Source organism: Streptomyces sp. NPDC127098 (genome assembly GCF_042722465.1).
Lineage (GTDB): Bacteria > Actinomycetota > Actinomycetes > Streptomycetales > Streptomycetaceae > Streptomyces > Streptomyces millisiae.
Genome location: NZ_JBHXFJ010000064.1, coordinates 1 through 21,771, shown reverse-complemented (window position 1 = coordinate 21,771; position 21,771 = coordinate 1). Strand labels below are relative to the sequence as shown.

Sequence of the window (21,771 nt, the reverse complement as noted above, 5' to 3'; positions counted from 1 at the left end):
AAAGGGTGACGCGCGCACCCGGCGACGCCCACTAGTTTCTTACCCGTGAGCGTGACTACGAGTATGGGGACCGCCGGCCCGGTGAGCGGGGCCGGGGCGAGCGTCATCAGCACCAGGGGCCTGACCAAGCGGTACCCCAAGGTCACCGCCCTCGACGGCCTCTCGGTGGACATCGGCCCGGGGGTCACCGGCCTCGTCGGGGCCAACGGCGCGGGCAAGTCGACCCTGATCAAGATCCTGCTCGGCCTCGCCCCGGCCACCGAGGGCTCCGCCCGGGTGCTGGGCCACGACGCCGAGTCGGAGGGCGGGGCCATCCGCGAGCAGGTCGGCTACATGCCGGAGCACGACTGCCTCCCGCCCGACGTGTCGGCCACCGAGTTCGTGGTGCACATGGGCCGGATGTCCGGGCTGCCGCGCACGGCGGCCCGCGAGCGCACCGCGGACACGCTCCGCCACGTCGGGCTCTACGAGGAGCGGTACCGACCCATGGGCGGCTACTCGACGGGCATGAAGCAGCGCGTCAAGCTCGCCCAGGCGCTGGTGCACGACCCCCGGCTCGTCCTGCTCGACGAGCCGACCAACGGGCTCGACCCCGCCGGCCGGGACGAGATGCTGGGCCTGATCCGCCGCATCCACAGCGACTTCGGCATCTCGGTCCTCGTCACCTCCCACCTGCTCGGCGAGCTCGAGCGCACCAGCGACCACATCGTCGTCATCGACGGCGGCCGGCTGCTGCGCTCCCAGACCACGGCCAGCTTCACCGAGGCCACCGCCTCGCTGGCCGTCGAGGTCACCGACTCCGACACCCACCCGGACGGCGCGGCCGCGCTGCGCGCCGCGCTGACCGCCCGCGGCCTCGACGCCGCCCCGGCCCCCGGCCACCTGCTGCTGGTGGAGGCCGCCGACGAGGACGTCTACGACACCGTGCGGGACGCCGTGGCCGAGCTCGGCCTCGGCCTGGTGCGCATGGAGCAGCGCCGCCACCGCATCGCCGAGCTCTTCCAGGAGGCACAGCCGTGACCCCGTCCGCCGCGCAGGACGCGCGGATCCACAACATCGGCTACCGCCGGTACGAGGGCGAGCGGCTCGGCCCGGGCCACGCGCGGCTCGCGCTCTTCTCGCACTCGCTGCGCGGCGCCTTCGGCCTCGGCCGCTCGGCCCGCTCCAAGGTGCTGCCGTTCAGCCTGTTCGCCGTGATGTGCATGCCCGCCGTGGTGATGGTGGCCGTCGCGACGCTCTCCGGGCTCGACGAGATGCCCATCGAGTACCAGGGGTACGGCCTCGCCCTGCAGCCGATCCTCGGCCTCTACATCGCGCTCGCCGCGCCCCAGATGGTCTCCCTCGACCTGCGGTTCCGCACCATCCCGCTCTACTTCTCGCGCCCCATGACCCCCACCGACTACGTGCGGGCCAAGTTCGCGGCGCTCTCCGCGGCCCTCTTCCTCTTCGTCGCGGTCCCGCTCACCATCGCCTACGCCGGCGGCCTGCTCGCCGAGCTCGGCTTCGCCGACCAGACCGAGGGCTACCTGCTGGGCCTGGTGACCACCGCCGTGCTGGCCGTCACGCACGCCGGCCTCGCCCTCGTGGTGGCCGCCCGCACCCCGCGGCGCGGCTTCGGCGTGGCGGCCATCATCGCGGTGCTGACCATCCCCTTCGTCGCCGTCACGGCGGTCCAGGCGATCGCGAGCGAGCAGGGCGAGTCCGAGGCCGTCGGCTGGCTCGGCCTCTTCTCGCCCGGCACCCTGATCGACGGCCTGCAGTCCACGTTCCTCGGTGGCAGCAGTGGCTTCCCCGGCGAGCAGGACCCGTCCACCGCGGCCGGCGTCGCGTACCTCCTCGTCACCGTCGGTCTCGCGGCCCTGAGCTACGTGCTGCTGGTCCGCCGCTACCGGAAGGCCGGTCTGTAGGCCATGACCACCATTCACATCTCCAAGACCTCCCGCTGGTTCGGCAACGTGGTCGCGGTCAACGACATCACCATGGACATCTCCCCCGGCGTCACCGGCCTGCTCGGGCCCAACGGCGCGGGCAAGTCGACACTGATCCACATGATGAGCGGCTTCCTCGCGCCCTCGGCCGGCGCCGTCACGCTCGACGACCGGCCCATCTGGCGCAACCCCGAGGCCTACCGGCAGATCGGTCTGGTCCCCGAGCGCGAGGGCATGTACGACTACCTCACCGGCGGCGAGTTCGTGCTGGCCAACGCCGAGCTGCACGGCCTGCCAGACCCGGGCGCGGCGGCCCGCGCCGCCCTGGAGACGGTCGAGATGACCGGCGCCGCCGACCGCCGGGTCTCCACCTACAGCAAGGGCATGCGGCAGCGCGTCAAGATGGCCTCGGCGCTGGTGCACCAGCCGTCGGTGCTGCTGCTCGACGAGCCGTTCAACGGCATGGACCCGCGGCAGCGCATGCACCTGATGGAGCTGCTCCGGCGGATGGGCGAGGAGGGGCGCACCGTGCTGTTCTCCTCGCACATCCTGGAGGAGGTCGAGCAGCTCGCCACCCACATCGAGGTCGTGGTGGCCGGCCGGCACGCGGCCTCGGGCGACTACCGGCGGATCCGCCGGCTGATGACGGACCGCCCGCACCGCTACCTCGTCCGGTCGAGCGACGACCGGGCGTTGGCGGCGGCGCTCATAGCCGACCCGTCCACCAGCGGTATCGAGTTCGACCCCGGGGAGAACGCGCTGCGGGTGCAGGCGGTCGACTTCCTCCGCTTCACCACCCGGCTCCCGCTGCTCGCCCGCGAGCACGGCGTCCGGCTGTTCACCGTCTCGCCCTCGGACGAGTCGCTGGAGAGCGTCTTCTCCTACCTGGTCAGCGCGTAAGGAGCCCGATCGCGATGTACAACCCGACCGTCGCCCGGCTCACCTACCGGGCCCTGCTCGGCCGCCGCCGCGCGCTGATCCTGAGCGCCCTGCCGGCGCTGCTGCTGGTCATCGCCGTCGCGGTGCGCCTGCTCAACGGCGCGGACGACCGCGCGGCCACCGAGATCCTCGGCGGCTTCGCACTCGCCTCGATGGTGCCGCTGATCGGCGTGATCGCCGGCACCGGGGCGATCGCCCCGGAGATCGACGACGGCTCGATCGTCTACCTGCTCTCCAAGCCGCTGAACCGGCGCACCATCATCACCACCAAGCTGCTGGTCGCCATCGGCGTCACCCTGGCCTTCACCACGGTGCCGATCCTGCTCGCCGGCTTCATCCTCAACGGCAACAGCCAGACCATCGCCGGCGCCTACGCGGTGGCGGCGGCCGTCGCCTCCGTCGCGTACAGCGCCGTGTTCCTGCTACTCGGCACCGTGTCGAGGAACGCGGTGGTCTTCGGCCTGGTCTACGCCCTGATCTGGGAGACGCTGTTCGGCAACGTGGTGCCCGGCGCGCGGACGCTGAGCATCCAGCAGTGGGCCACGGCCATCGCCGAGCGGATAGCCGGGCCCGGCGCCGACATCACCTCGGACGTCTCACTGGGCACCGCGCTGGTGCTGCTGGCCGCGGCCACCGCGCTCGGCACCTGGTACTCGGCCAGGCGGCTGGCCGCGCTCACCATCGCCGGCGAGCGCTGAACCCACCGGGCGGCGGCCGCCCACGGAAAACCGGGAGACCGGCCGCCGCCCCACGCGCCATCCTGGCCGTAATGGACGAACGAACCATCAAGAAGATCTCGAAGTACCTCGCCCGCCACCTGCGGCACGATCCCGGCAGGATCGGCCTTGTCCTCGACGAGGGTGGCTGGGCCGACATCGACGAGCTGCTCGCCGCCTGTGGGCGGCGCGGGATGCGGGTCAGCCGGGCCCAGCTCGACGAGGTGGTCGCCAGGAACGACAAGCGGCGCTTCGCCGTCGACCCCACCGGCCGGCGCATCAGGGCCAGCCAGGGCCACACCATCGAGGTGGACCTGGGCCTCACCCCGCTGGCGCCGCCCGCCCGGCTCTACCACGGCACGGTGGCCGCCAGCCTGCCTGGCATCAGGGTGGAGGGCCTGCGCCCCATGCGCAGGCAGCATGTGCACCTCTCGCCGGACCGGGAGACCGCCACCCGGGTCGGGGCCAGGCGCGGCCGGCCCGTGGTGCTCCCGGTCGAGGCGGGCGAGATGCACGCCGCCGGCCATGTGTTCTGGCGCAGCGACAACGGGGTGTGGCTCACGGAGGCCGTGCCGGCCGCGTTCCTCCGCTTCCCCGGCTGATTCCACGACCGAGCCCAACGGGCCTCACCGCACGGTGAGTTATCCACAGCCTGTGTATAACTCACCGGCGTGGCGGGCTCGTTGGGGAGGTCAGGCGTCGGCCCCCTGGGCGAGCAGCGGTTCGAGGACCAGTGCGATGCCGTCCTCGTCGTTGCCCGCAGTGACCTCGTCGGCCCTGGCCCTGACGTCGGGGTGCGCCCCCGCCATGGCGACGCTGTGCGCGGCCCAGTCGAACATCGGGAGGTCGTTGGGCATGTCGCCGAAGGCGATGGTCTCCGAGCCCCTGACCCCGAGCCGGCGCGCGGCGAGCGAGAGGCCGGTCGCCTTGGTGAGGCCCAGCGGCAGCATCTCCACCAGCCGCTCCCCCGAGACGACGACGCCCACCACGTCGCCCAGCTCGTCGAGCGCGGCGGCGGCCAGCTCGTCGTCCGACAGCTCCGGATGGTGCAGGTAGAGCTTGATGACCGGCTCGGCGAAGAGCTCGGCGCGCTCGTCCACCCGCACCGGCACCGGGCTGCCGTCGCCACGGGTGCCGTAGGTACTGCCCACCGTCTCGTGGAAGCCGCCCTCCATCACCACCTGGCCGTCGAGGCCGTCCCGGTTGGCCGCGACGTGCAGCGGGCCGAGCACCTTCTCAAGACGCGCCACGGCGGCGCGCGCCAGCTCGCGGTCCAGGGTGACGGAGGTCAGCAGCCGATGCTCGCCCGCGTGGTAGAGCTGCGCGCCCTGGCCGCAGACCGCGAGGCCCCGGTAGCCGAGGTCGTCCAGGATGTGTCGGGTCCAGGCGACGCTGCGGCCGGTGACGACGATGTGCTCGGCCCCGGCGGCCTGCGCGGCGGTGAGCGCCGCGCGGGTCCTGGGGGAGATCGTCTCGTCGCCGCGCAGCAGCGTGCCGTCCAGGTCGGTGGCGACCAGCCGGTAGGGGAAGGTGGTCGGCAGCGTCACCGGCCCGCCCCCGCGGTCGGCCCGGCGACCGGTTCCAGCAGTTCACGCCCGCCCAGGTAGGGCCGCAGCGCCTCGGGCACCCGCACCGAGCCGTCGGCCCGCTGGTGGTTCTCCAGCAGCGCGACGATGGTGCGCGGCACCGCGCACAGCGTGCCGTTGAGGGTGGCGAGCGGGCGCACCCCGGCGTCCTTGGTGCGCGTCCTGATGCCCAGCCGGCGTGCCTGGAACTCGGTGCAGTTGGAGGTGGAGGTCAGCTCCCGGTACCTGCCCTGGGTGGGGATCCACGCCTCGCAGTCGAACTTCCGGGAGGCGGACGCGCCCAGGTCGCCGCTGGCCACGTCGATCACCCGGAAGGGCAGTTCGAGGGAGGTGAGCCACTGCTTCTCCCACTCCAGCAGCCTGGCCAGCTCGGCCTCGGCGTCCTCCGGCGCGACGTAGGAGAACATCTCCACCTTGTCGAACTGGTGGACGCGGAAGATGCCCCTGGTGTCCTTGCCGTAGGAGCCGGCCTCGCGGCGGAAGCAGGGCGAGAAGCCGGCGTAGCGCCGCGGCAGTTCGCCGGCGTCCAGGATCTCGTCCATGTGGTAGGCGGCGAGCGGCACCTCGGAGGTGCCGACCAGGTAGTAGTCGTCCTTCTCGAGGTGGTAGACGTCCTGCGCGGCCTGGCCGAGGAAGCCGGTGCCCTCCATGGCGCGCGGCTTGACCAGCGCCGGGGTCAGCATGGGGACGAAGCCGGCCTCGGTCGCCAGCGCGATCGCGGCGTTGACCAGCGCGAGTTCGAGCAGGGCGCCCACGCCGGTCAGGTAGTAGAAGCGCGCTCCCGAGACCTTGGCGCCGCGCTCGGTGTCGATGGCGCCCAGCGCCTGGCCGAGCTCCAGGTGGTCCCTGGGCTCGAAGCCCTCGGCCGTGAAGTCTCGGACGGTGCCGTGCGTCTCGCGCACCACGAAGTCGTCCTCGCCGCCGACCGGCACGTCGGGGTGGACGAGGTTGCCGATCCGCAGCAGCAGCGCCTGGGCCTCGGCCGCTGCCGCGTCGCGCTCGGCGTCGGCGGCCTTGACCGCGGCAGCCAGTTCGCCGGCGCTGGCGAGGAGCTCCGCCTTCTCCTCCCCGTTCGCTCGGGAGACGCGCTTGCCGAGCTGCTTCTGCTCGGCGCGCAGCTCGTCGAAGCGGGAGCTGGACGACCTGCGCCGCTCGTCGGCGGAGAGCAGGGCGTCGACGAGGTCGACGTCCTCTCCACGGGCGCGCTGGGAGGCGCGCACTCGGTCCGGTTCCTCGCGAAGCAGCCGTAGGTCGATCACGGCACCAGGCTACCGGGGGCGCTCCGCGGCACCGCATCCGAATAAGGCGTCCCCTCGCGCCGCCACCCACGCCGATGTGCGTTTTGCCTGTTTCGCCGGGAATTCACTGGAATCCACCGAAAAGCGGAGCCGGGGAAATCCACAGGTCAGCGGGTTGTCCACCGGGTTATCCACAGGGCTTCGTCCACCCCTGTGGATAACGTGACGGCTTCTCGGAGGGCTCCGCGTGGGGCCGTAGAATTCCCCACTCAAACCCCGCTCACACTCTCTTCCGAGGGAAATCGAAGAGAATTGCCTCACTCGCCGGAGGGATGCCCGTCGTTTTGGGTGACGGAAAGGGGTTCCGCGGGCTGTGGACGACTTGATGCCCGTCAGGGCGATATGTCGACGATGTCCGATTGGTCATGTCGACTTATGCACAGGCACGGAGGGTGTCCTGTGGATAACTCGTGGATAACCCCTCGGGCACCCACCGGACACCCGGACGTCAGCGCTCCGACGCCGTCCGCTCCGCCTCGCCCGGCCGGCCGTCCAGGCACCTGGTCAGCCAGTCGGCGGCCGACAGGAAGTCCTCGTCGGTCGTGCCGGCGCGCACCGTGGGCTCGACGTGGTCGGCCCGCGGATAGGAGCCGAGGAAGCGCACGTCGGGGCAGAGCCGCCTGAGCCCCATCAGCGCGTCGCCCACCCGCCGGTCCGAGATGTGCCCCTCGCAGTCGACCGAGAAGCAGTACTGCCCGATCCCCTTGCCGGTGGGCCGCGACTCGATCCGCGTCAGGTTCACCCCGCGCGCCGAGTACTCCTGGAGCACCTCGAGCAGCGCGCCCGGGTGGTCCGCGCGCAGCCACAGCACCACCGAGGTCTTGTCGGCTCCGGTGCTCGCCGCGGGACGCGCCGGCCGGCCCACGAGCACGAAGCGGGTGGTGGCGTTGTGCGCGTCGTGGATGTCGGTGACCAGCGGCTCGAGCCCGTAGATCGCGGCCGCGAACTCGCCGGCGAACGCGGCGTCGTACCGCCCCTCCTGCACCAGACGCGCGCCGTCCGCGTTGGACGCCGCCGACTCCCACTGCGCCTCCGGCAGGTAGCGCCTGAGCCAGCCCCGCACCTGCGGCTGGGCCACCGGGTGCCCGGTGACCGTCTTGATCGACTCGATGCTCGTGCCCGGCCTGACCAGCAGCGCGAACGCGATCGGCAGCAGCACCTCGCGGTAGATCATCAGCGGCTTGCCGGACGCCAGCTCGTCCACCGTGGCCACGACCCCGCCCTCCACCGAGTTCTCGATGGGCACCAGCGCGCCCGCCGCCTCCCCGGAGCGCACCGCGTCCAGGGCCGCCGGCACGGAGATCATCGGTACGAGCTCGCGGGTGGCCGCCTCCGGCAGGGTGCGGATGGCGGCTTCCGTGAAGGTGCCCTCGGGGCCCAGGTAGGTGTAGCGACTCGCTGCTGTCATGACGCAACGGTAGCCGCGGCGCGCGGCCGATCGCGCCGCGGTATCAGCCTTCGAACGTCGGCCCGCCCCCTCGGCCCGCCCGTTCGGCCCCCCGTTCCCCGGTCAGCCATCGAGCAGCCGCTGGCCCACGTACTCGCCCTCGGCGGCGCCGCCCGGCACCGCGAACAGCGCGCTCGCCTCGTGCCTGACGAACGCCGAGAGCGCGTCCCCGCGGTCCAGCTTGCGCTGCACCGGCACGAAGCCGCGCAGCGGATCGGCCTGCCAGCAGACGAACAGCAGGCCGGCGTCCGGGCTGCCGTCGGCCAGGAACCCGTCGTGGTAGGAGAAGGGGCGGCGGAGCATCGCCGCGCCGCCGTTGGTCTCCGGCGTGCTGACCCTGACGTGGGCGTTGGCGGCGATCACCGGGCCGCCGTCCGCGTCGGTCGCCTCCAGGTCGACGGGGGTGGTCTCGTCGCCGCCGGTGAGCGGGGCGCCGTCGGACTTCCGGCGCCCGATCACCCGCTCCTGCTCGGCCTCGCTCACCCGCTCCCAGTCGTCGAGCAGCATCCGGATCCGGCGCACCACGACGTAGGAGCCGCCGGCCATCCAGCCGGGGTCGCCGCCCTCCGGCACGAAGACGCGCTGGTCGAAGTCGTCGTCGGTGGGCTTCGGGTTGTTGGTGCCGTCGACCTGCCCCATCAGGTTGCGGCTGGTCATGGGGCGGGAGGTGGCGCCCGGGCTGCGGTTGAAGCCGGTCATCTGCCAGCGGACGGCGGCGGTGCCCGCCGCGGCGCGCTGCAGCGCGCGCAGCGCGTGGAAGGCGACGAGCGCGTCGTCGGCGCCGACCTGGAGCCACAGGTCGCCGTCCGAGCGGTCAGGGTCGAGGGCGTCGTTGGAGAAGACGGGCAGTGGGGCGAGGGCGGCGGGGCGGGCGTCGGCGAGGTCGGTCGCGTCGAAGAAGCCGTGGCCGAGGCCGATGGTGACGGTGAGGGCGGCCGGCCCGGCGTCCCGGGCGACGTCGGTGTCGTCCGGCGGGGCCTCGCCCGCCATCAGCCGGGCGGCCAGCGTGGACCAGCGGCGCAGCAGGTCGGCGGCCTCGCGGCGGCCGGCGCCCGGGGCGAGGTCGAGGGCGACGAGGTGGCCGTGGGTCTGGGCCGGGGTGGTGATGCCCGGCTGGTGGGCGCCGTGGAAGGGGTGGGCGGTGGTGCCGAGGGTGGTGAGCGCCGGGGCGTCGGGGGCGGCGACGGCGGCGTGCGCGACGGCGCCGCCTGCGGTGCCGAGGGCGAGTCCCGCGGCGCCCGCGGTGCCGGCGGTGGTGAGCAGGCGGCGGCGGGAGATGTCAGTCATGGTCTGTCTGTCACTGTTCGGTCGGGTCGGGGTCAGTCGACGGTGAGGGAGGCGGTCTCGGTCACCTGGTCGATGTCGGAGGTGCGGACGGTCAGGGCGAGCTCCCAGGTGCCGGGGCGGGGCAGCTGGAGGTCGGTGACGGTCCAGTGGCCGACGTCGACGTGCAGGGGTTCGTAGCGCAGCGGGCCGAGGTCCTCGGCCGGCAGGGTGAGGGCGATCCGGACCTCCTCGGCCGTGGTGGGCAGGCCGTCGGGGTCGGTGAGCCGGATGTGCAGGGTGTTGTCGCCGGTGCGGGCCGGTGAGAGGTCGAGCCGCGCCTCGCCACGGCCGAGCTCGCCGCCGGTGTCGTAGGGGAGGGAGAGGGACAGGGGCTCGCCGGCCGGCCGGTCCTCGGCGCCGCCGCCGGTCGCGTCGTCCGCGGCCGCCTGGGCGGCCGCGGTGTGGGCCGGGGTGGTCGTGGTGAGCGCGGTGGTGACGCCGAGCAGCACGGCGGCGACGGCCGCCTCGGCCAGCACGGAGCGGCGCAGTCCTGAGCGGCCCTGGTCGGCGTCGCGGGCCCGGAGGCGGGCCGTCCGCTCGACGGCGGCGCGCTGCCTGGCGAGCTGCCGGGCGCGCGCCGGGTCGGTGCCCTCGGCGGCCTCGCCGCTGTCGCCGGCGCCCACCGCCACGGGCTCGGCGGTCTCCGTCGTCCCGGTGGTCTCGGTGGTCTCGGTGGTCTCCGCGGTGTCGGCCAGCCGGGCCGTCCAGCGCCGGGAGGCCACGGCGACCGCGAGCAGCACGGCGACCAGCCCGACCTTCACCATCAGCAGGCGCCCGTAGGAGGTGTCGGTGAGCGCCGTCCAGGACAGGCCGACCTGCCGCCAGGACTGGTAGAGCCCGGTGCCGGCGAGCGCGACGACGCTGCCGGAGGCGAGCGCCGAGTAGCGGCGGACGGCGGCCCGCGGCGGCCCGCCGGGCGAGCGGTGCAGGAGGACGAGCAGGGTGGCCAGGCCGCCGAGCCAGGTCGCGACGGCCAGCAGGTGGACGACGTCGACGGGGATGGCCAGGGCCGTCTGTCGTCCGCTGGCGGCGTGCTCCGAGGTGGCCCAGGTGGCGGCCAGGCCCACGGCGATGATCACGCCGCCGATGCCGAGACCGAAGGTGAGGTCGCGCAGCCGCGCGGCGCGGTCCTCGGCGTCCTCCGTGTCCTCGGCGTCCTCCGCCTCCCCCCGTGCGGCGGTCCGCAGCCGGGCGTAGGAGCCGTAGAGCAGCGCGATGAAGAGCCCGGCCGCCGCGGCCAGCAGCAGCCGGGTGACCAGCGCGGTGCCGGTCCTGGTGGCCACGACGTCCCGCAGGCCGCCGGCGTCGAGGGCGTCGGCCAGCTCGCCGGAGCCTGTGTAGGGGATGCGCAGCCACAGCAGCGCGATGGTGGCGCCGGTCAGCACGATCCAGCCGGCCAGGGTCACCCGCTGCGCGGCCCTTCGGCCGGCGGCCGCCGGCCAGCACACGAGAACGAAGACGCAGGAGCCGACGAGCAGCAGGAATCCGGTGTAGGCGGCGTAGCGCCCGACGTCGTACAGCAGCCCGACGAGCCCGTCGTCGCCGGTGGCGGTCACCTCCGCCGGGCTGACCGACGTCTCGGAGGGGGCGCCGACGGAGAAGGTGAAGGCGCCCGAGATGGGGTGGCTGTCGGTCGAGACGGCCTGCCAGGCCACGGTGTACGTGCCGTCGGCGAGTCCGGGCCGCAGCGACACGGTGTGGGTGCGCCCCGAGCCGGTCGTCTCGCCGGCGTCGGCGCGCTCGCCGTCCGGGTCGAGAACCCGGATGGCGTCCGGCGCGAGCGAGACGCCCTCGGTGAAGGTGAGGGAGACCTCGGTGGGTGCCGTGGCGACCACCTCCCCGTCCCCCGGCGTGGTGTCGTCGAGCGCCGCGTGGGCCGCGGCGGGGCCGGCGCCGGCGAGCAGGCCGGCGAGCGCGGCGACCGTGGCCAGCGCGCCGAGCAGCAGCGTGACGAGGGGGCGGGGAAGGGTGGTCGTGGCTCTCATGGCGTCAGGTCTCACTCCCCGGTGTGGGTGGCCGATTCGACCGGCACGTCGACGGTGAGGGGGTCCGAGGTCTCGAAACGCAGTTCGAGGCTCACGGTCTCGCCTTCGACGAGCTGGCGGGAGAGGTCGAGCAGCATCACGTGGTTGCCGCCGCGGGCGAGGTCGAGCCGGCCGCCCGCGGGCACGGGCAGCGAGTCGACCTGCCGCATCCGGTTGTCCACGGTCTCGTGGATCTCGACCGTGCCGGCCACGTCGCTGCGCACCGAGACGAGGGTGTCGTCGGCGTCCCCGGTGTTCTCTATGGTCAGGAAGGCGCCGGCGACCTCCTGGGTGGGCGGCTGCGGCACGTAGGCGCCGCTCGCCCGCAGCTCGGGCCTCCCCTCGCCGTCCGAGCAGGCGGCGAGGCCGAGCGTCAGCGCGGCGGCGAGGAGGGCCGCCGCCGACCGGCGCGTCACGGCAGCTCCCCCTCGATCAGTCCTGGCAGGTCGCGCGCGAAGGTGTCGCTGGTGACGCCCTCGGTGTAGACGACGTGCGCCCGGTCGTCGGTGGGCAGGAAGGCGACCACCTGGGTGCCGTGGGTGGAGACGATGTCGCCGTTCTCGTCCTCGGTCGACGGCTCGATGTGGACGCCGAGGGAGCGGGCGGCCTCCTGGATGGTCTCGAAGTCGCCGGTGAGCCCGGTGAAGTCGGGGCCCTGGGACTCCAGCCAGGGACCGAGCGACTCCGGGGTGTCGCGCTCCGGGTCGGTGGTGACGAAGACGACGTCCAGCCGGTCGCGCTGCTCCTCGGTCAGGCCGGCGCTGGCGATGCCGATGTTGCTCATGGTGAGCGGGCAGATGTCGGGGCAGTGGGTGTAGCCGAAGTAGAGGAGCGTGGCCCGACCCGCGGTGCGTTCGACGAAGTCGTACTCCTCGCCGTTGGTGTCGGTGAGCACCAGCTCCGGCTTGTCGAAGGGGGTGTCGAGGACGGTGCCCTCGTCCGCGGCCTGGGCGCCGTGGACCTCGGCGGCGGCCCCGTCGCCCTCGCCGTCGCCGCCCGTTGAGTCGCCGCCGCAGGCCGCCAGGACGAGCGCGGCCCCGAGGGCCACGGCGGTGGTGCTGATCTTGCGCAGGTGCATCGAGTGTTCCTGGTGTGGTGGTCGTGGCGCGGGGCGGAGGACGACTCCGCCCCGCGTGGTCTCACGGTTCGGATGGTCAGGGGGCGGTGGTGCGCTCCGCGCCGTCGCCGGCGCTCCGCCGGCGGCCGGCGAGGACGCCGAAGGCGACGCCGGCGACGCCGACCGCGATGCCGACGCCGGCCAGTACCCGGGCCGTGGTGTCGGTGCCGGCCTCGTCGGAGGAGTCGGCCGTGGCCTGTTCTGCGGCGTCGTGCGCCGCCGCGTCGGCGGCCGCCGCGTCGGCCCCGTCGCCCGACTCGGCGCCGTGGTGGCCGCCCTCGCCCGGCGTCAACGTCAGGACCGGCGCCGGGTTCTCGGGCTCCACACCGTCCTCGGTGGGCTCCTCGATCCAGCGCGCGACCTCGCCGTCGTCGTACTCCTGCAGCGCCCTGAGCACGAGCTGGTCGGTGTCCTCGGGCAGTGGGCCGACGGAGATCGGGAACTGCTGGAACATCCCGGGCTCGATCTCGCCCCCGCTCCAGACGATGGTGGTGGGCGCCTCGGTGACCTGGCCGCCGTGCAGCTCGATCGGCTCGTCGAGCTCGGCGGTCTGGACCTCGACGTCCCAGCCGGGGACCGGCTGCGGCCGGACCGAGGCGAGCGGGTGCTCGGGGTCGAGGTGGACCTCGAGCCTGGTGGTCGAGGCCGTGTCGCTCTCGTTGGGCACCCGGAGGGTCAGGACGGCGTAGCCGCCCTGCTCGGCCTCGCTCGGGTCGATGCTGACATGGGCCTGGGCGGCGGGGGCGGCGACGGTCAGGACGACGGCCGCCGCGCCGATCGCCGAGCAGGCGGCCATGCGCGTGCGCTTCATGAGCACTCCACGGTGAGTCCCCGCGCCACGGGGGCGCGGAGAGTGAGAAAGGAAGGAAAGGAGAGAGCAGGCGCAGGCGAGGGGGCGTGACCCGCGCGACGCGCGCGGTGGTGGGCGGCCCCGGGCGCACGGCGTCGGCGCACCCTGCCCGGTCCTTCCCGGGGAGTGCGTCAGGCCGCGAGCGCCAGTTCCGCCGCGCCCCCGGCGCGCGGCGGGCCGCGCCTGGTCAGTGCGGGCGGCAGCGTGATGCCGGTGACGGCGGGCTGCGGACGGTGTCCTGGGCGCGGGCGGCGCGCGGCGGGCGGCTGCGGCAGCGCGCCGGCGCACAGCAGCCGGGCGAGGCGCAGCGCGCGCCTGAGCGGCGGGGCGAGCACGTCGAGTGCGGCACCGCCGAACCGGGCGAGGCCGATCAGCCGCCACAGCGCCCGCTCGCCGCGGCGCAGCAGCCAGCCGGCGAGGACGGCGGCCACCAGGTGGCCGAGCAGCATGGGCCAGGAGGGCAGCCAGTCGTGCGCCACGGCCGCGCCGCCCGGGTGCGCGTCGGTCCTGAGGCCGGCGGCCGAGACGATCCGCGTCGCCCTGGCCTCGGTGAGGGCCATCAGCTGGTCGTTGCAGAGCAGCCGCCTGGCCTGCTCGACGGCGCTCCCGCCGGCCGCGTGTCCGCCGCCGGTCGAGCCGTGCTGGCCGAGGCCGTAGAGGGCGTGCAGGGCGAGCTGCCCGGCGCCGAGCGCGGCGGCGATGGCGGGGAAGGAACGGCGTTCGCGGCCCGCGAGTGGCGCGGCGAACGCGAAGGCGGCGAGCCAGCCGGCGGCCAGCGCCCAGCCGGCTATCGCAGGACCGCCGGCCGAGAGGTGACCGGCCGCGGCCAGCGTGGCGCAGGCCGCGGCGAAGACCGCGGCTCGCAGCAGTCGCAGATCGGCTCCGGCACGCATGGCGGCGTCATCATCTCACCGGCCCCGCCGCCGCATGGGCGCGGGGCCGGATTCTCGCACGCGAATACGTACCTTCACTCGTGCCGAGGTGTCGCCATATCGATGCCCGTGTCCTGATACATCCGCTGAACGGGGGGTGTTGGGTGGCGTCCGCGCTTACCGGTCGTGCCGGTAGGCAATACCTACAGATATGTCGAGCCGCGGCCAGGAGGCTGGAGCATGAGCATCTGGTGGTCTCTCCAACTGCGCCGGGAAGCGGCCAGCGTCCCGTTGGCCCGGCGCCTGCTGCTCGGCGCGATGGAGACGGCCGGGGTGGACGCGGACATCTCCCACGAGCTCTCCATCGCCCTCTCCGAGGCCTGCGCCAACGCCGTCCAGCACGGCGGCGACCGCTCCGAGGTCTACCGGGTGACCGCCTCGATCCTGGGCGACATGTGCCGGATCGAGGTCACCGACTGCGGCCCGGGATTCCCCGACGGGGCCGACATCCCGATGGCCGAGCCCCGCGAGCTGCTGCCCGGCGGGCGCGGCCTGCGGCTGATCGAGGCCCTCTCGGACCGCCTCCGCATCGGCAACCAACCGGGCAGCGGCGGAGCCGTCGTCACCTTCGACAAGATCCTCAAATGGCGCGAGGACGCGGCGCTGCTCAGAGCCTCCTAGCCACCACTGCCGACCGGAGGGGGGCCCCGGCGCCCCGGCCTTGGCCTGGGATTTCCCAGGAATTTACTTCTGGGCTCTTTACTCGGGACCCGGTACCGTGGCGCTCTGAGGGGGATGCACCCGGACGTTCCCTCTGGAGGTGGAAACCATGGGTCAGATCGGGCTAAGAGAGCTTGTGGTCCTGGCGATCATCGTGCTGTTGGTGTTCGGCGCCAAGCGGCTCCCGGACCTTGCCCGCTCCCTCGGGAAGTCGGCGCGCATCCTCAAGAGCGAGGCGGCCGCGATGAAGGCCGAGGGCGCGGCGGCCAACCCGCCCGCCCAGCCGCAGCCGGAGCCCCAGCAGGCCGGCTCCGAGCCCCGCACCATCAAGGCCGCCCCGGTCGACGTCAGCACCGTGCGTCCGGCCCAGGAGCCGCACGACGCCGCTCCGCGCGGCTGAGCGCTGCCCGACGCCGCCGGCCTGGGCCGGGCCGCCACCGCCTATCGCTTGGCGTGGCGGCCCTGCCCGCGCGCGGGTGCCGCGCCGCCGGACGCGGGGGCGCCGGCCTGGCCGTCCCCGGCCGAGGAGCCTCGGGCCCGCAGGTACTCGATGACGATCGGGACGACCGACAGCAGCACGATCGCGATCAGGATCAGCTCGATGTGCTCGTGCACGAAGTCGATCTGGCCGAGCGCGGCGCCCAGCAGGGTCACGCCCGCCCCCCACAGCACCCCGCCGACGATGTTGAACGTGACGAACGAGCGGTAACGCATGGTGCTCACGCCGGCGATGATCGGCGTGAAGGTGCGCACGATCGGCACGAAGCGGGCCAGCACCAGTGACTTGGGGCCGTGCTTCTCGAAGAAGGCGTGCGCCTTCTCCACGTTCTCCTGCTTGAAGAGGCGGGAGTCCGGCCGCCTGAACAGGGCCGGGCCGACCTTGCGCCCGAAGAGGTAGCCGACCTGGTCGCCCGCGACCGCGGCCAGCACGATCAGCAGGCACACCAACCACAGCGGGTAGTGCAGGTACTGGTCGGTGGCCACCAGCAGCCCGGTGGTGAAGAGCAGCGAGTCCCCCGGCAGGAAGAAGCCGATCAGCAGGCCGGACTCGGCGAAGACCACCGCGAGGATCCCGACGAGGCCGAAGCTCTGGATGAGGTACTCCGGGTCGAGCCAGCTGGGCCCGAGAGCGAGAGCTTCCATGAAGGGGGACTCCTGAGGCGCGGCCCGAGTGCCTGCCGCCCGGGCGTTACCGCCAGGCTATCCGCTCCGACCCGGCCGGGAAAAAATTCTTCGAAGAAGTCTGCGACATCCCTCGGGGGCTCACGCATCCCTATCTGTGACGGGGCGAGAACGCGGGGGACGCGGCTCGCCGGGGCCCCCAGCGGGGCCCGAGCCGAAGTAAGGGGAAAGCAGACATGAGCACACGCAAGGGCGAGGCGAACCGGCCGCTCTGGAAGCGTCGGATCGGGCTGACCGCCGCGATCGCCACCGCGGCGATGGCGTCGATGGTCGCGGCCTCGCCGAGCTACGCCGAGCCGACCGCGGCGGCCACCTCGGGCGCCGCCGACGCGGCGGACGCGGCGGACGTCCCGCGGACGGAGCAGGAGCTGATCGAGGCGCTGACCGGCCTCCTCCCCGGCGGCCTCCAGGTCACCGAGTCCTACGCGACCGGCCTGGAGGAGGGGCCCGACACCTCGGTCTCGCTCGTCGCGGACGACGGCGCGGGCGGCGTCTCCCTCGACCTCAGCGTCTCCCGCTGGGCCACGGACGACTGGCACGACATCGCCGGCTGCCAGGGCTTCGGCGAGCCGGAGGAGGGCTTCACCTGCGAGGACACCACCCTGGAGGACGGCTCCATCCTCTCGCTGGTCACCAGCGAGTACGAGTACGAGGACGAGGAGGGGGAGACCTACCGCAGCCGTGACTGGCAGGTCTGGCTGGAGGGTCCCGGCGGCTCCGACCTGGAGCAGCCCGGTGGCCGGGCCGTCGTCCTCACCGAGTCCAAGGACCTGACGGACGCGGCCGACCCGGACGCGTACACCCCGCCGCTCGACCTCGACCAGCTCGCCGAGGTCGTCCAGGCGCCGGTCTGGGGGAGCGTGCTCGACGCGGCGGACGCCGAGTACGGCGGCCCCGAGGAGTGGGAGGAGGAGGTGCCGGCCAGCAGTGACATCCCGGCCTCCGACCTCAGGGACACCTTCCGCGCGCTGGCCCCCGAGGGCCTGGAGATCGTCGACGTCGAGACCGAGGAGACGGGCTGGGCCCAGCTCAGCGTGGACGACGGTCAGGGCGCCGGCCTGGTGGACATCACCGCCTATGAGGCCACCGGGTCCGAGGGCGAGGACGGCTTCCTGAGCGGCGAGTACGCCTTCGACGAGGGCGTGGCCCTGGCGGAGGGCGAGGTCGCGGACGGCCCCGACTGCCAGGACACCACCCTGGAGGACGGCACCGTGGTGAGCGTCTGCGACTGGCCGGCCAGTGAGGACGACCCGACCGCCATGAACTGGGCCGTCGTCACCTACCCCGACGGCTCCTCGCTGGACATCACGGCGTACAACGTCGCCGACTGGGACGCGGAGCCGAGCCGTGCCGACGCCCCGTTCACCGGCGAGCAGCTGGCCGAGATAGCGACCGCCGACGAGTGGCGCGCGCTCTTCGGCTGATCGGCGGTTCGCTGATCTGACCGCGCGGGCGGTGCCGCACAGGTGTGCGGCACCGCCCGGTGCGACAATCTCGACCCACTCGCGCGTCTGAACGAGTGCGGGGGGCTTCAAGCGGATTCGAGGGGGACGGATGGGACGGCGCGACGAGGATTCGTACCGGCAGTTCGCCGTGAGCCGGAGCGCGGCGCTCTACCGGTCGGCGTGCCTGATGACCAGCGGGGACACACACCTGGCGGAGGATCTGGTGCAGGAGACCCTCAGCCGGATGTACACGGTGTGGCACAAGAGGAAGTGCATAGACAATCCGGATGCCTACGCCAAGACCGTGCTGGTCCGCGCCTACCTGACCCACCGTCGGCGGCGCAGCAGCGGCGAGCAGCCGGCGCTGCGGCTCCCCGAGCGGCCCGTGGAGATGGCGGACTCCTCGTTGCGTGTCACGCTGTTGCAGGCCCTCGGCGAGCTGCCGCCGAAGGACCGGGCCGTACTGGTGCTGCGGTTCTGGGAGGACCTCAGCATCGAGCAGACCGCGGACGCGATGCGGACGAGTTCGAGCGCCGTCCGTTCCCGATCCAGCCGTGCCCTCGCCAAGCTCAGGACCATGCTGGGCAGCTCGGGCTTCGCCGAACTCACCAGGGCCTAGGGCAGGGGAAGGATCCCGATGACACACGACATGCACGACATAGACGGGCCCACCGAGTTCGAGCAGCAGTTCGGCGCGATGCTCCGTCAGGCCGGCGGGGGGTTCCAGCCGGACAGCCAGGCGCTCGCCGAGGCAGGGCTGCGGCGCGGCAAGGTCCGGCTGTGGCGGCGGAGAGCCGCCATGGTCACGGGCGCCGCCGCGGTGGCGGCCGTCGCCGTGGCCGCGGTCCAACTGCCCGGGGGCGGCGGGGGGGAGGGCGACGACGCGCTCCATGTCGCGGACGCGCCGCGGAGCCAGTCGGAGCTGATCGCGACCCTGACCGCCATGCTGCCCGAGGGCGTCTCCGGCACCGACTCCTACGCCATCACGCCGGAGGAGAGCGGCGACCCCGGCGTCTCGCTCACGCTCGGCACCGGCGATGACTCCCTCACCCTCGACGTGTCCATGCTGCGCTGGCAGGCCGAGGACTGGCGTTCCGCCGTCGGCTGCGGCTCGTACGACTGGGAGGACTCCGACCGGTGCGAGGAGACCGAGCTGGAGGACGGCTCGGTGCTCTCGGTGGGCAGCGTGCGGTACGACCAGTCGCCGGTGGTGGACCCCGGCACGGAGTTCGCCGAGTCCGACCTCCAGGACGTGGAGGAGTGGGGGGACACCTACTTCGCGTCCTGGAACGCACAGCTCGCGATGCCGGCCAGCTGGGGCCCGGGCGAGGAGGGGCTGTGGCAGATCAACGCCACGGTGACCTCGATGACCGACGAGCCTCTCGACCCGGACTTCGAACCCCCGCTCGATGAAGGCCAGTTGGCCGAGATCGCGCGGGCGTCCGTCTGGCAGGAGGTGCTGGCCGCCGCGGACGCCGAGCACGGTGCGCCCGAGGAGTCCATCGACGAGATGAGCATGTCCAGTGCCATCCCCGCCGAGGAACTGCGCGCCCTCTTCGACGAGCTGGCGCCCACCGGCCTGGAGATCGGCGAGATCGCCGACGAGTCCCGGGGGTCCGTCACCTTCCAGGCCAGCGCCGGTGAGGTGTCCGCCCTGGTGGAGATCAACACCTGGGCCACCGGTTCCTACGACTACAGCGACGGCCCGATCGACCCGGAGTGCGACCCGGTCGACGGTTTCGGGGAGGACACCCGGGTCTACCTCTGCGACTGGCTGGCGACCGAGGACTACGAACCCCAGCTCTACGCGGACGTGTACCACGCCAGCGGCTCCTCGGTCGACATCAGCGTCTACCCGGCCGACGGGGCCGAGTCGCCCCTGACGGCCGACGAGTTGAGCGAGATCGCCGGCAGCCAGGAGTGGCTGGACCTGCTCGGCTGACGGCCGCCACCGGCCACCGATCCGCCTCCCCCGCCCCCGCCTCCCCTAGTGCGGTGGGCGGGGGAGCATTCGTGGTGTCCGTGGGGCATGATGTGGCTGCTTGCGATTCCGCATACGGGCATACGGAAAGGCATCTGACATGACCCGCTCCTCCCGGCGCCTCGCGACCGCACTGCTCTGCCTCGGGCTCGCACTGACGGCCTGTGGTTCCGAAAGCGTCGAGGAGAGCACGGCGGCGCCCGAGGGCGCGGCCGAGGTCACCGAGCCGGCCGAGGACGCCGAAGGTGCGGAGGAGACGCCCGCCGATGGACCGGCGGGGCCCGCGGCCGCCGAGGTCTCGGACGCCACCAGCGCCACCATCCACACCAGCGAGGGCGACGTCGCGGTCACCCTCTTCCCAGAGCAGGCGCCGCTCACGGTGACCAACTTCGTGGGCCTGGCGGACGGTTCGCTGGAGTGGCTGGGCCAGCAGGAGGAGACGCCGCTGTACGACGGCACCATCTTCCACCGCGTCATCGACGGGTTCATGATCCAGGGCGGCGACCCGGAGGGCACCGGCACCGGCGGGCCCGGCTACCAGTTCGAGGACGAGATCGTGCCCGACCTCACCTTCGACGAGCCCTACCTGCTGGCCATGGCCAACGCCGGCCCCGGCACCAACGGTTCGCAGTTCTTCATCACCGTCGCCCCGACCGACTGGCTGAACGGCATGCACACCATCTTCGGCGAGGTCGCCGACGACGAGAGCCGGGCCGTGGTCGACGCCATCGCCACCACCGAGACCGACGCCCAGGACCGCCCCGTGGAGGACGTGGTCATCGAGTCGGTCAGCGTCGGCTGACCCGCTCCGCCTCCTCCGGGGCGTCGCCCGCCGTGGCGCGGATCCGCACGATCCGCGCCATGTGCTCCCTGCCCCAGGCGCCGAGCGGGCGCAGCGCGTCGTTCAGCGACGTGCCGAACTCGGTCAACGAGTACTCCACCCGCGGCGGCACCTCACGGTAGACCTCCCGGTGCACGATCTCGTCGGCCTCCAACTCCCGCAGCTGCTGGATCAGCACCTTCTCGCTGACCCCGGGCAGCTCCCGGCGCAGTTCGCCGAAGCGCCACGCCCGCTCGTGCAGCGCCCACAGGATCAACACCTTCCACTTGCCCCCGACGACGTCGATGGCCGCGTCGATGCCGCACGTGTAGGGGCCCTTCGCCATGCCCACGGCCCGAACCTCCCTTCGCCCGTACTGACCTGTAGGTCAGTACGCACTTTTTTGTCGGTACTTGCCGATCGTAAAGCGCTGGAGAAGTCTGGACATCGGCGCGGGCCCGCGTTCACCCCTCAGTTCCGAACGACGCAGAGCGAAGCAGGAGAGAAGAACACGATGAGTGAGCGCACATCCGCCGACGCGGCCGGAGGCGTGACCGTGCTCGGGCTCGGCGCCATGGGCACCGCCCTGGCCAGGACACTGCTGGCCGCCGGCCACCCGGTGACCGTGTGGAACAGGACCCGGGCCAGGGCCGAGGCGCTGGCGGCCGAAGGTGCCACGGTCGCCGACACCCCCGAGGCGGCGACCGCCGCCAACCCCCTGGTGATCGTCTGCGTGCTGGACTACGCGGCCGTACGCCAGACCCTGGAGCCGGCCGCCGCCGCCCTGGCCGGCCGCACGCTGGTCAACCTCACCAACGGCACCCCCGCCCAGGCCGGGGAGACCGCCGCCTGGGCGACCGGACACGGCGCCGACTACCTCGACGGCGGCATCATGGCCATCCCGCCGATGATCGGCCACCCCGGCGCCACCCTGCTCTACAGCGGTTCCAGGGCCGCCTTCGACACCCACCAGCGGACCCTGGAGCGGTTCGGCGTCGCCGCCTACCTCGACAAGGACCCGGGGGCCGCGCCGCTCTACGACATCGCCCTGCTCAGCGCCATGTACGGCCTGTTCGGCGGCGCGCTGCACGCCATCGCCCTGGTCGGCCCTGGGGAGGGCAGGGCCACCGAGTTCACCTCGACGCTGCTGTTCCCCTGGCTCCAGGCCATGATGGCCTCGGTGCCGGAGTTCGCCCGCCAGCTCGACACCGGCGATTTCGACTCCCGTTCCGCCAACTCCAACCTGGCCATGCAGGCCGCCGCCTTCGGGAACCTGTTCGACACCAGCGAGGCGGCGGGCGTCGACCCGCTGCTGCTGCGGCCCATGGAGCAGCTGCTGCGGCGGGCGGTCGCCGAGGGCCACGGCGACCGGGACGTCCCGGCCCTCGGCACCCTGCTCCGCACCGAGCGCCGCTGAACGCGCCGGCGGGCGGGGGCCCCCGGGGGGGCCCCGCCCCCCCCCCCCAACCCCCCCGGCCCCCGCCAACCCGCGGGGGGGCCAAAAACGCCCCCACCAGGGG

At 73.2% G+C, this 21,771-nt stretch carries 23 protein-coding genes; 12 read left to right on the top strand and 11 right to left on the bottom strand.

Annotation, left to right across the window (positions count from 1 at the left end; genetic code table 11):
- Positions 1–63 precede the first annotated feature (63 nt).
- The 5 genes from ACFWI8_RS29525 to ACFWI8_RS29505 all read left to right on the top strand — a co-directional run bounded on the left by ACFWI8_RS29525 (position 64) and on the right by ACFWI8_RS29505 (position 4,185).
- Entirely contained in the window at positions 64–1,020 is a 957-nt protein-coding gene (locus tag ACFWI8_RS29525) for an ABC transporter ATP-binding protein (RefSeq protein WP_387097818.1), read from the top strand.
- On the top strand, positions 1,017–1,907 hold the full coding sequence (locus tag ACFWI8_RS29520; protein ID WP_387097762.1) for an ABC transporter permease subunit: 891 nt from the start codon (positions 1,017–1,019) through the stop codon (positions 1,905–1,907). The genes ACFWI8_RS29525 and ACFWI8_RS29520 overlap by 4 nt, the downstream gene beginning before the upstream one ends.
- Positions 1,908–1,910: 3 nt before the next feature.
- Positions 1,911–2,828: an ABC transporter ATP-binding protein gene (locus ACFWI8_RS29515; protein ID WP_387097760.1), complete on the top strand. Its 918-nt coding sequence runs from the start codon at positions 1,911–1,913 to the stop codon at positions 2,826–2,828.
- A gap of 14 nt (positions 2,829–2,842) precedes the next feature.
- Positions 2,843–3,565, top strand: coding sequence for an ABC transporter permease (locus ACFWI8_RS29510; RefSeq protein ID WP_387097757.1), 723 nt, complete (start codon positions 2,843–2,845; stop codon positions 3,563–3,565).
- A 71-nt stretch (positions 3,566–3,636) separates the two neighbouring features.
- Entirely contained in the window at positions 3,637–4,185 is a 549-nt protein-coding gene (locus ACFWI8_RS29505) for an RNA 2'-phosphotransferase (protein ID WP_387097754.1), read from the top strand.
- A gap of 90 nt (positions 4,186–4,275) precedes the next feature.
- On the opposite strand, the gene ACFWI8_RS29500 is transcribed toward ACFWI8_RS29505, so the two are convergent.
- The 9 genes from ACFWI8_RS29500 to ACFWI8_RS29460 all read right to left on the bottom strand — a co-directional run bounded on the left by ACFWI8_RS29500 (position 4,276) and on the right by ACFWI8_RS29460 (position 14,124).
- Complete coding sequence (locus ACFWI8_RS29500; RefSeq protein WP_387097751.1) at positions 4,276–5,130, bottom strand: HAD family hydrolase; 855 nt, start codon at positions 5,128–5,130, stop codon at positions 4,276–4,278.
- Positions 5,127–6,428, bottom strand: coding sequence for a serine--tRNA ligase (serS, locus tag ACFWI8_RS29495; RefSeq protein WP_387097748.1), 1,302 nt, complete (start codon positions 6,426–6,428; stop codon positions 5,127–5,129). Before serS ends, ACFWI8_RS29500 begins: the two co-directional genes overlap by 4 nt.
- Before the next feature lie 487 nt (positions 6,429–6,915).
- Complete coding sequence (gene pheA, locus ACFWI8_RS29490) at positions 6,916–7,875, bottom strand: prephenate dehydratase (protein WP_387097745.1); 960 nt, start codon at positions 7,873–7,875, stop codon at positions 6,916–6,918.
- A 102-nt stretch (positions 7,876–7,977) separates the two neighbouring features.
- Complete coding sequence (efeB, locus tag ACFWI8_RS29485) at positions 7,978–9,201, bottom strand: iron uptake transporter deferrochelatase/peroxidase subunit (RefSeq protein ID WP_387097742.1); 1,224 nt, start codon at positions 9,199–9,201, stop codon at positions 7,978–7,980.
- 32 nt (positions 9,202–9,233) lie between these two features.
- Positions 9,234–11,225, bottom strand: a complete 1,992-nt coding sequence (locus tag ACFWI8_RS29480) for a copper resistance CopC/CopD family protein (RefSeq protein WP_387097739.1) — start codon at positions 11,223–11,225, stop codon at positions 9,234–9,236.
- Positions 11,226–11,236: 11 nt separating this feature from the next.
- Positions 11,237–11,680 carry a copper chaperone PCu(A)C gene (locus ACFWI8_RS29475; protein WP_387097736.1) on the bottom strand — a complete coding sequence of 148 codons (444 nt, stop codon included), beginning with the start codon at positions 11,678–11,680 and terminating at the stop codon, positions 11,237–11,239.
- Entirely contained in the window at positions 11,677–12,342 is a 666-nt protein-coding gene (locus ACFWI8_RS29470; RefSeq protein WP_387097733.1) for an SCO family protein, read from the bottom strand. Before ACFWI8_RS29470 ends, ACFWI8_RS29475 begins: the two co-directional genes overlap by 4 nt.
- Positions 12,343–12,418: 76 nt before the next feature.
- Entirely contained in the window at positions 12,419–13,192 is a 774-nt protein-coding gene (locus ACFWI8_RS29465) for a YcnI family protein (protein ID WP_387097730.1), read from the bottom strand.
- A gap of 170 nt (positions 13,193–13,362) precedes the next feature.
- On the bottom strand, positions 13,363–14,124 hold the full coding sequence (locus tag ACFWI8_RS29460; RefSeq protein ID WP_387097727.1) for a hypothetical protein: 762 nt from the start codon (positions 14,122–14,124) through the stop codon (positions 13,363–13,365).
- A gap of 219 nt (positions 14,125–14,343) precedes the next feature.
- Here ACFWI8_RS29460 and ACFWI8_RS29455 point away from each other — a divergent pair, with 219 nt between their 5' ends.
- Entirely contained in the window at positions 14,344–14,784 is a 441-nt protein-coding gene (locus ACFWI8_RS29455) for an ATP-binding protein (protein ID WP_387097724.1), read from the top strand.
- Positions 14,785–14,932: 148 nt separating this feature from the next.
- Entirely contained in the window at positions 14,933–15,223 is a 291-nt protein-coding gene (gene tatA, locus ACFWI8_RS29450; protein WP_311596546.1) for a Sec-independent protein translocase subunit TatA, read from the top strand.
- A 41-nt stretch (positions 15,224–15,264) separates the two neighbouring features.
- Here tatA and ACFWI8_RS29445 read toward each other — a convergent pair whose 3' ends face one another.
- Entirely contained in the window at positions 15,265–15,966 is a 702-nt protein-coding gene (locus tag ACFWI8_RS29445; RefSeq protein ID WP_387097721.1) for a DedA family protein, read from the bottom strand.
- 215 nt (positions 15,967–16,181) lie between these two features.
- Between ACFWI8_RS29445 and ACFWI8_RS29440 the strand changes: the two genes are divergently transcribed.
- The 4 genes from ACFWI8_RS29440 to ACFWI8_RS29425 all read left to right on the top strand — a co-directional run bounded on the left by ACFWI8_RS29440 (position 16,182) and on the right by ACFWI8_RS29425 (position 20,233).
- Positions 16,182–17,429, top strand: a complete 1,248-nt coding sequence (locus ACFWI8_RS29440) for a hypothetical protein (protein ID WP_387097718.1) — start codon at positions 16,182–16,184, stop codon at positions 17,427–17,429.
- 130 nt (positions 17,430–17,559) lie between these two features.
- Positions 17,560–18,069, top strand: coding sequence for a SigE family RNA polymerase sigma factor (locus ACFWI8_RS29435; RefSeq protein ID WP_387097715.1), 510 nt, complete (start codon positions 17,560–17,562; stop codon positions 18,067–18,069).
- 18 nt (positions 18,070–18,087) lie between these two features.
- Entirely contained in the window at positions 18,088–19,392 is a 1,305-nt protein-coding gene (locus ACFWI8_RS29430; protein WP_387097712.1) for a hypothetical protein, read from the top strand.
- Positions 19,393–19,750: 358 nt separating this feature from the next.
- Positions 19,751–20,233 carry a peptidylprolyl isomerase gene (locus ACFWI8_RS29425; RefSeq protein WP_387097816.1) on the top strand — a complete coding sequence of 161 codons (483 nt, stop codon included), beginning with the start codon at positions 19,751–19,753 and terminating at the stop codon, positions 20,231–20,233.
- On the opposite strand, the gene ACFWI8_RS29420 is transcribed toward ACFWI8_RS29425, so the two are convergent.
- On the bottom strand, positions 20,220–20,597 hold the full coding sequence (locus tag ACFWI8_RS29420; protein ID WP_387097814.1) for a winged helix-turn-helix transcriptional regulator: 378 nt from the start codon (positions 20,595–20,597) through the stop codon (positions 20,220–20,222). The genes ACFWI8_RS29425 and ACFWI8_RS29420 overlap by 14 nt on opposite strands.
- 168 nt (positions 20,598–20,765) lie before the next feature.
- On the opposite strand from ACFWI8_RS29420, the gene ACFWI8_RS29415 reads away from it, so the two are divergent.
- On the top strand, positions 20,766–21,668 hold the full coding sequence (locus tag ACFWI8_RS29415; RefSeq protein ID WP_387097709.1) for an NAD(P)-dependent oxidoreductase: 903 nt from the start codon (positions 20,766–20,768) through the stop codon (positions 21,666–21,668).
- Positions 21,669–21,771 lie beyond the last annotated feature (103 nt).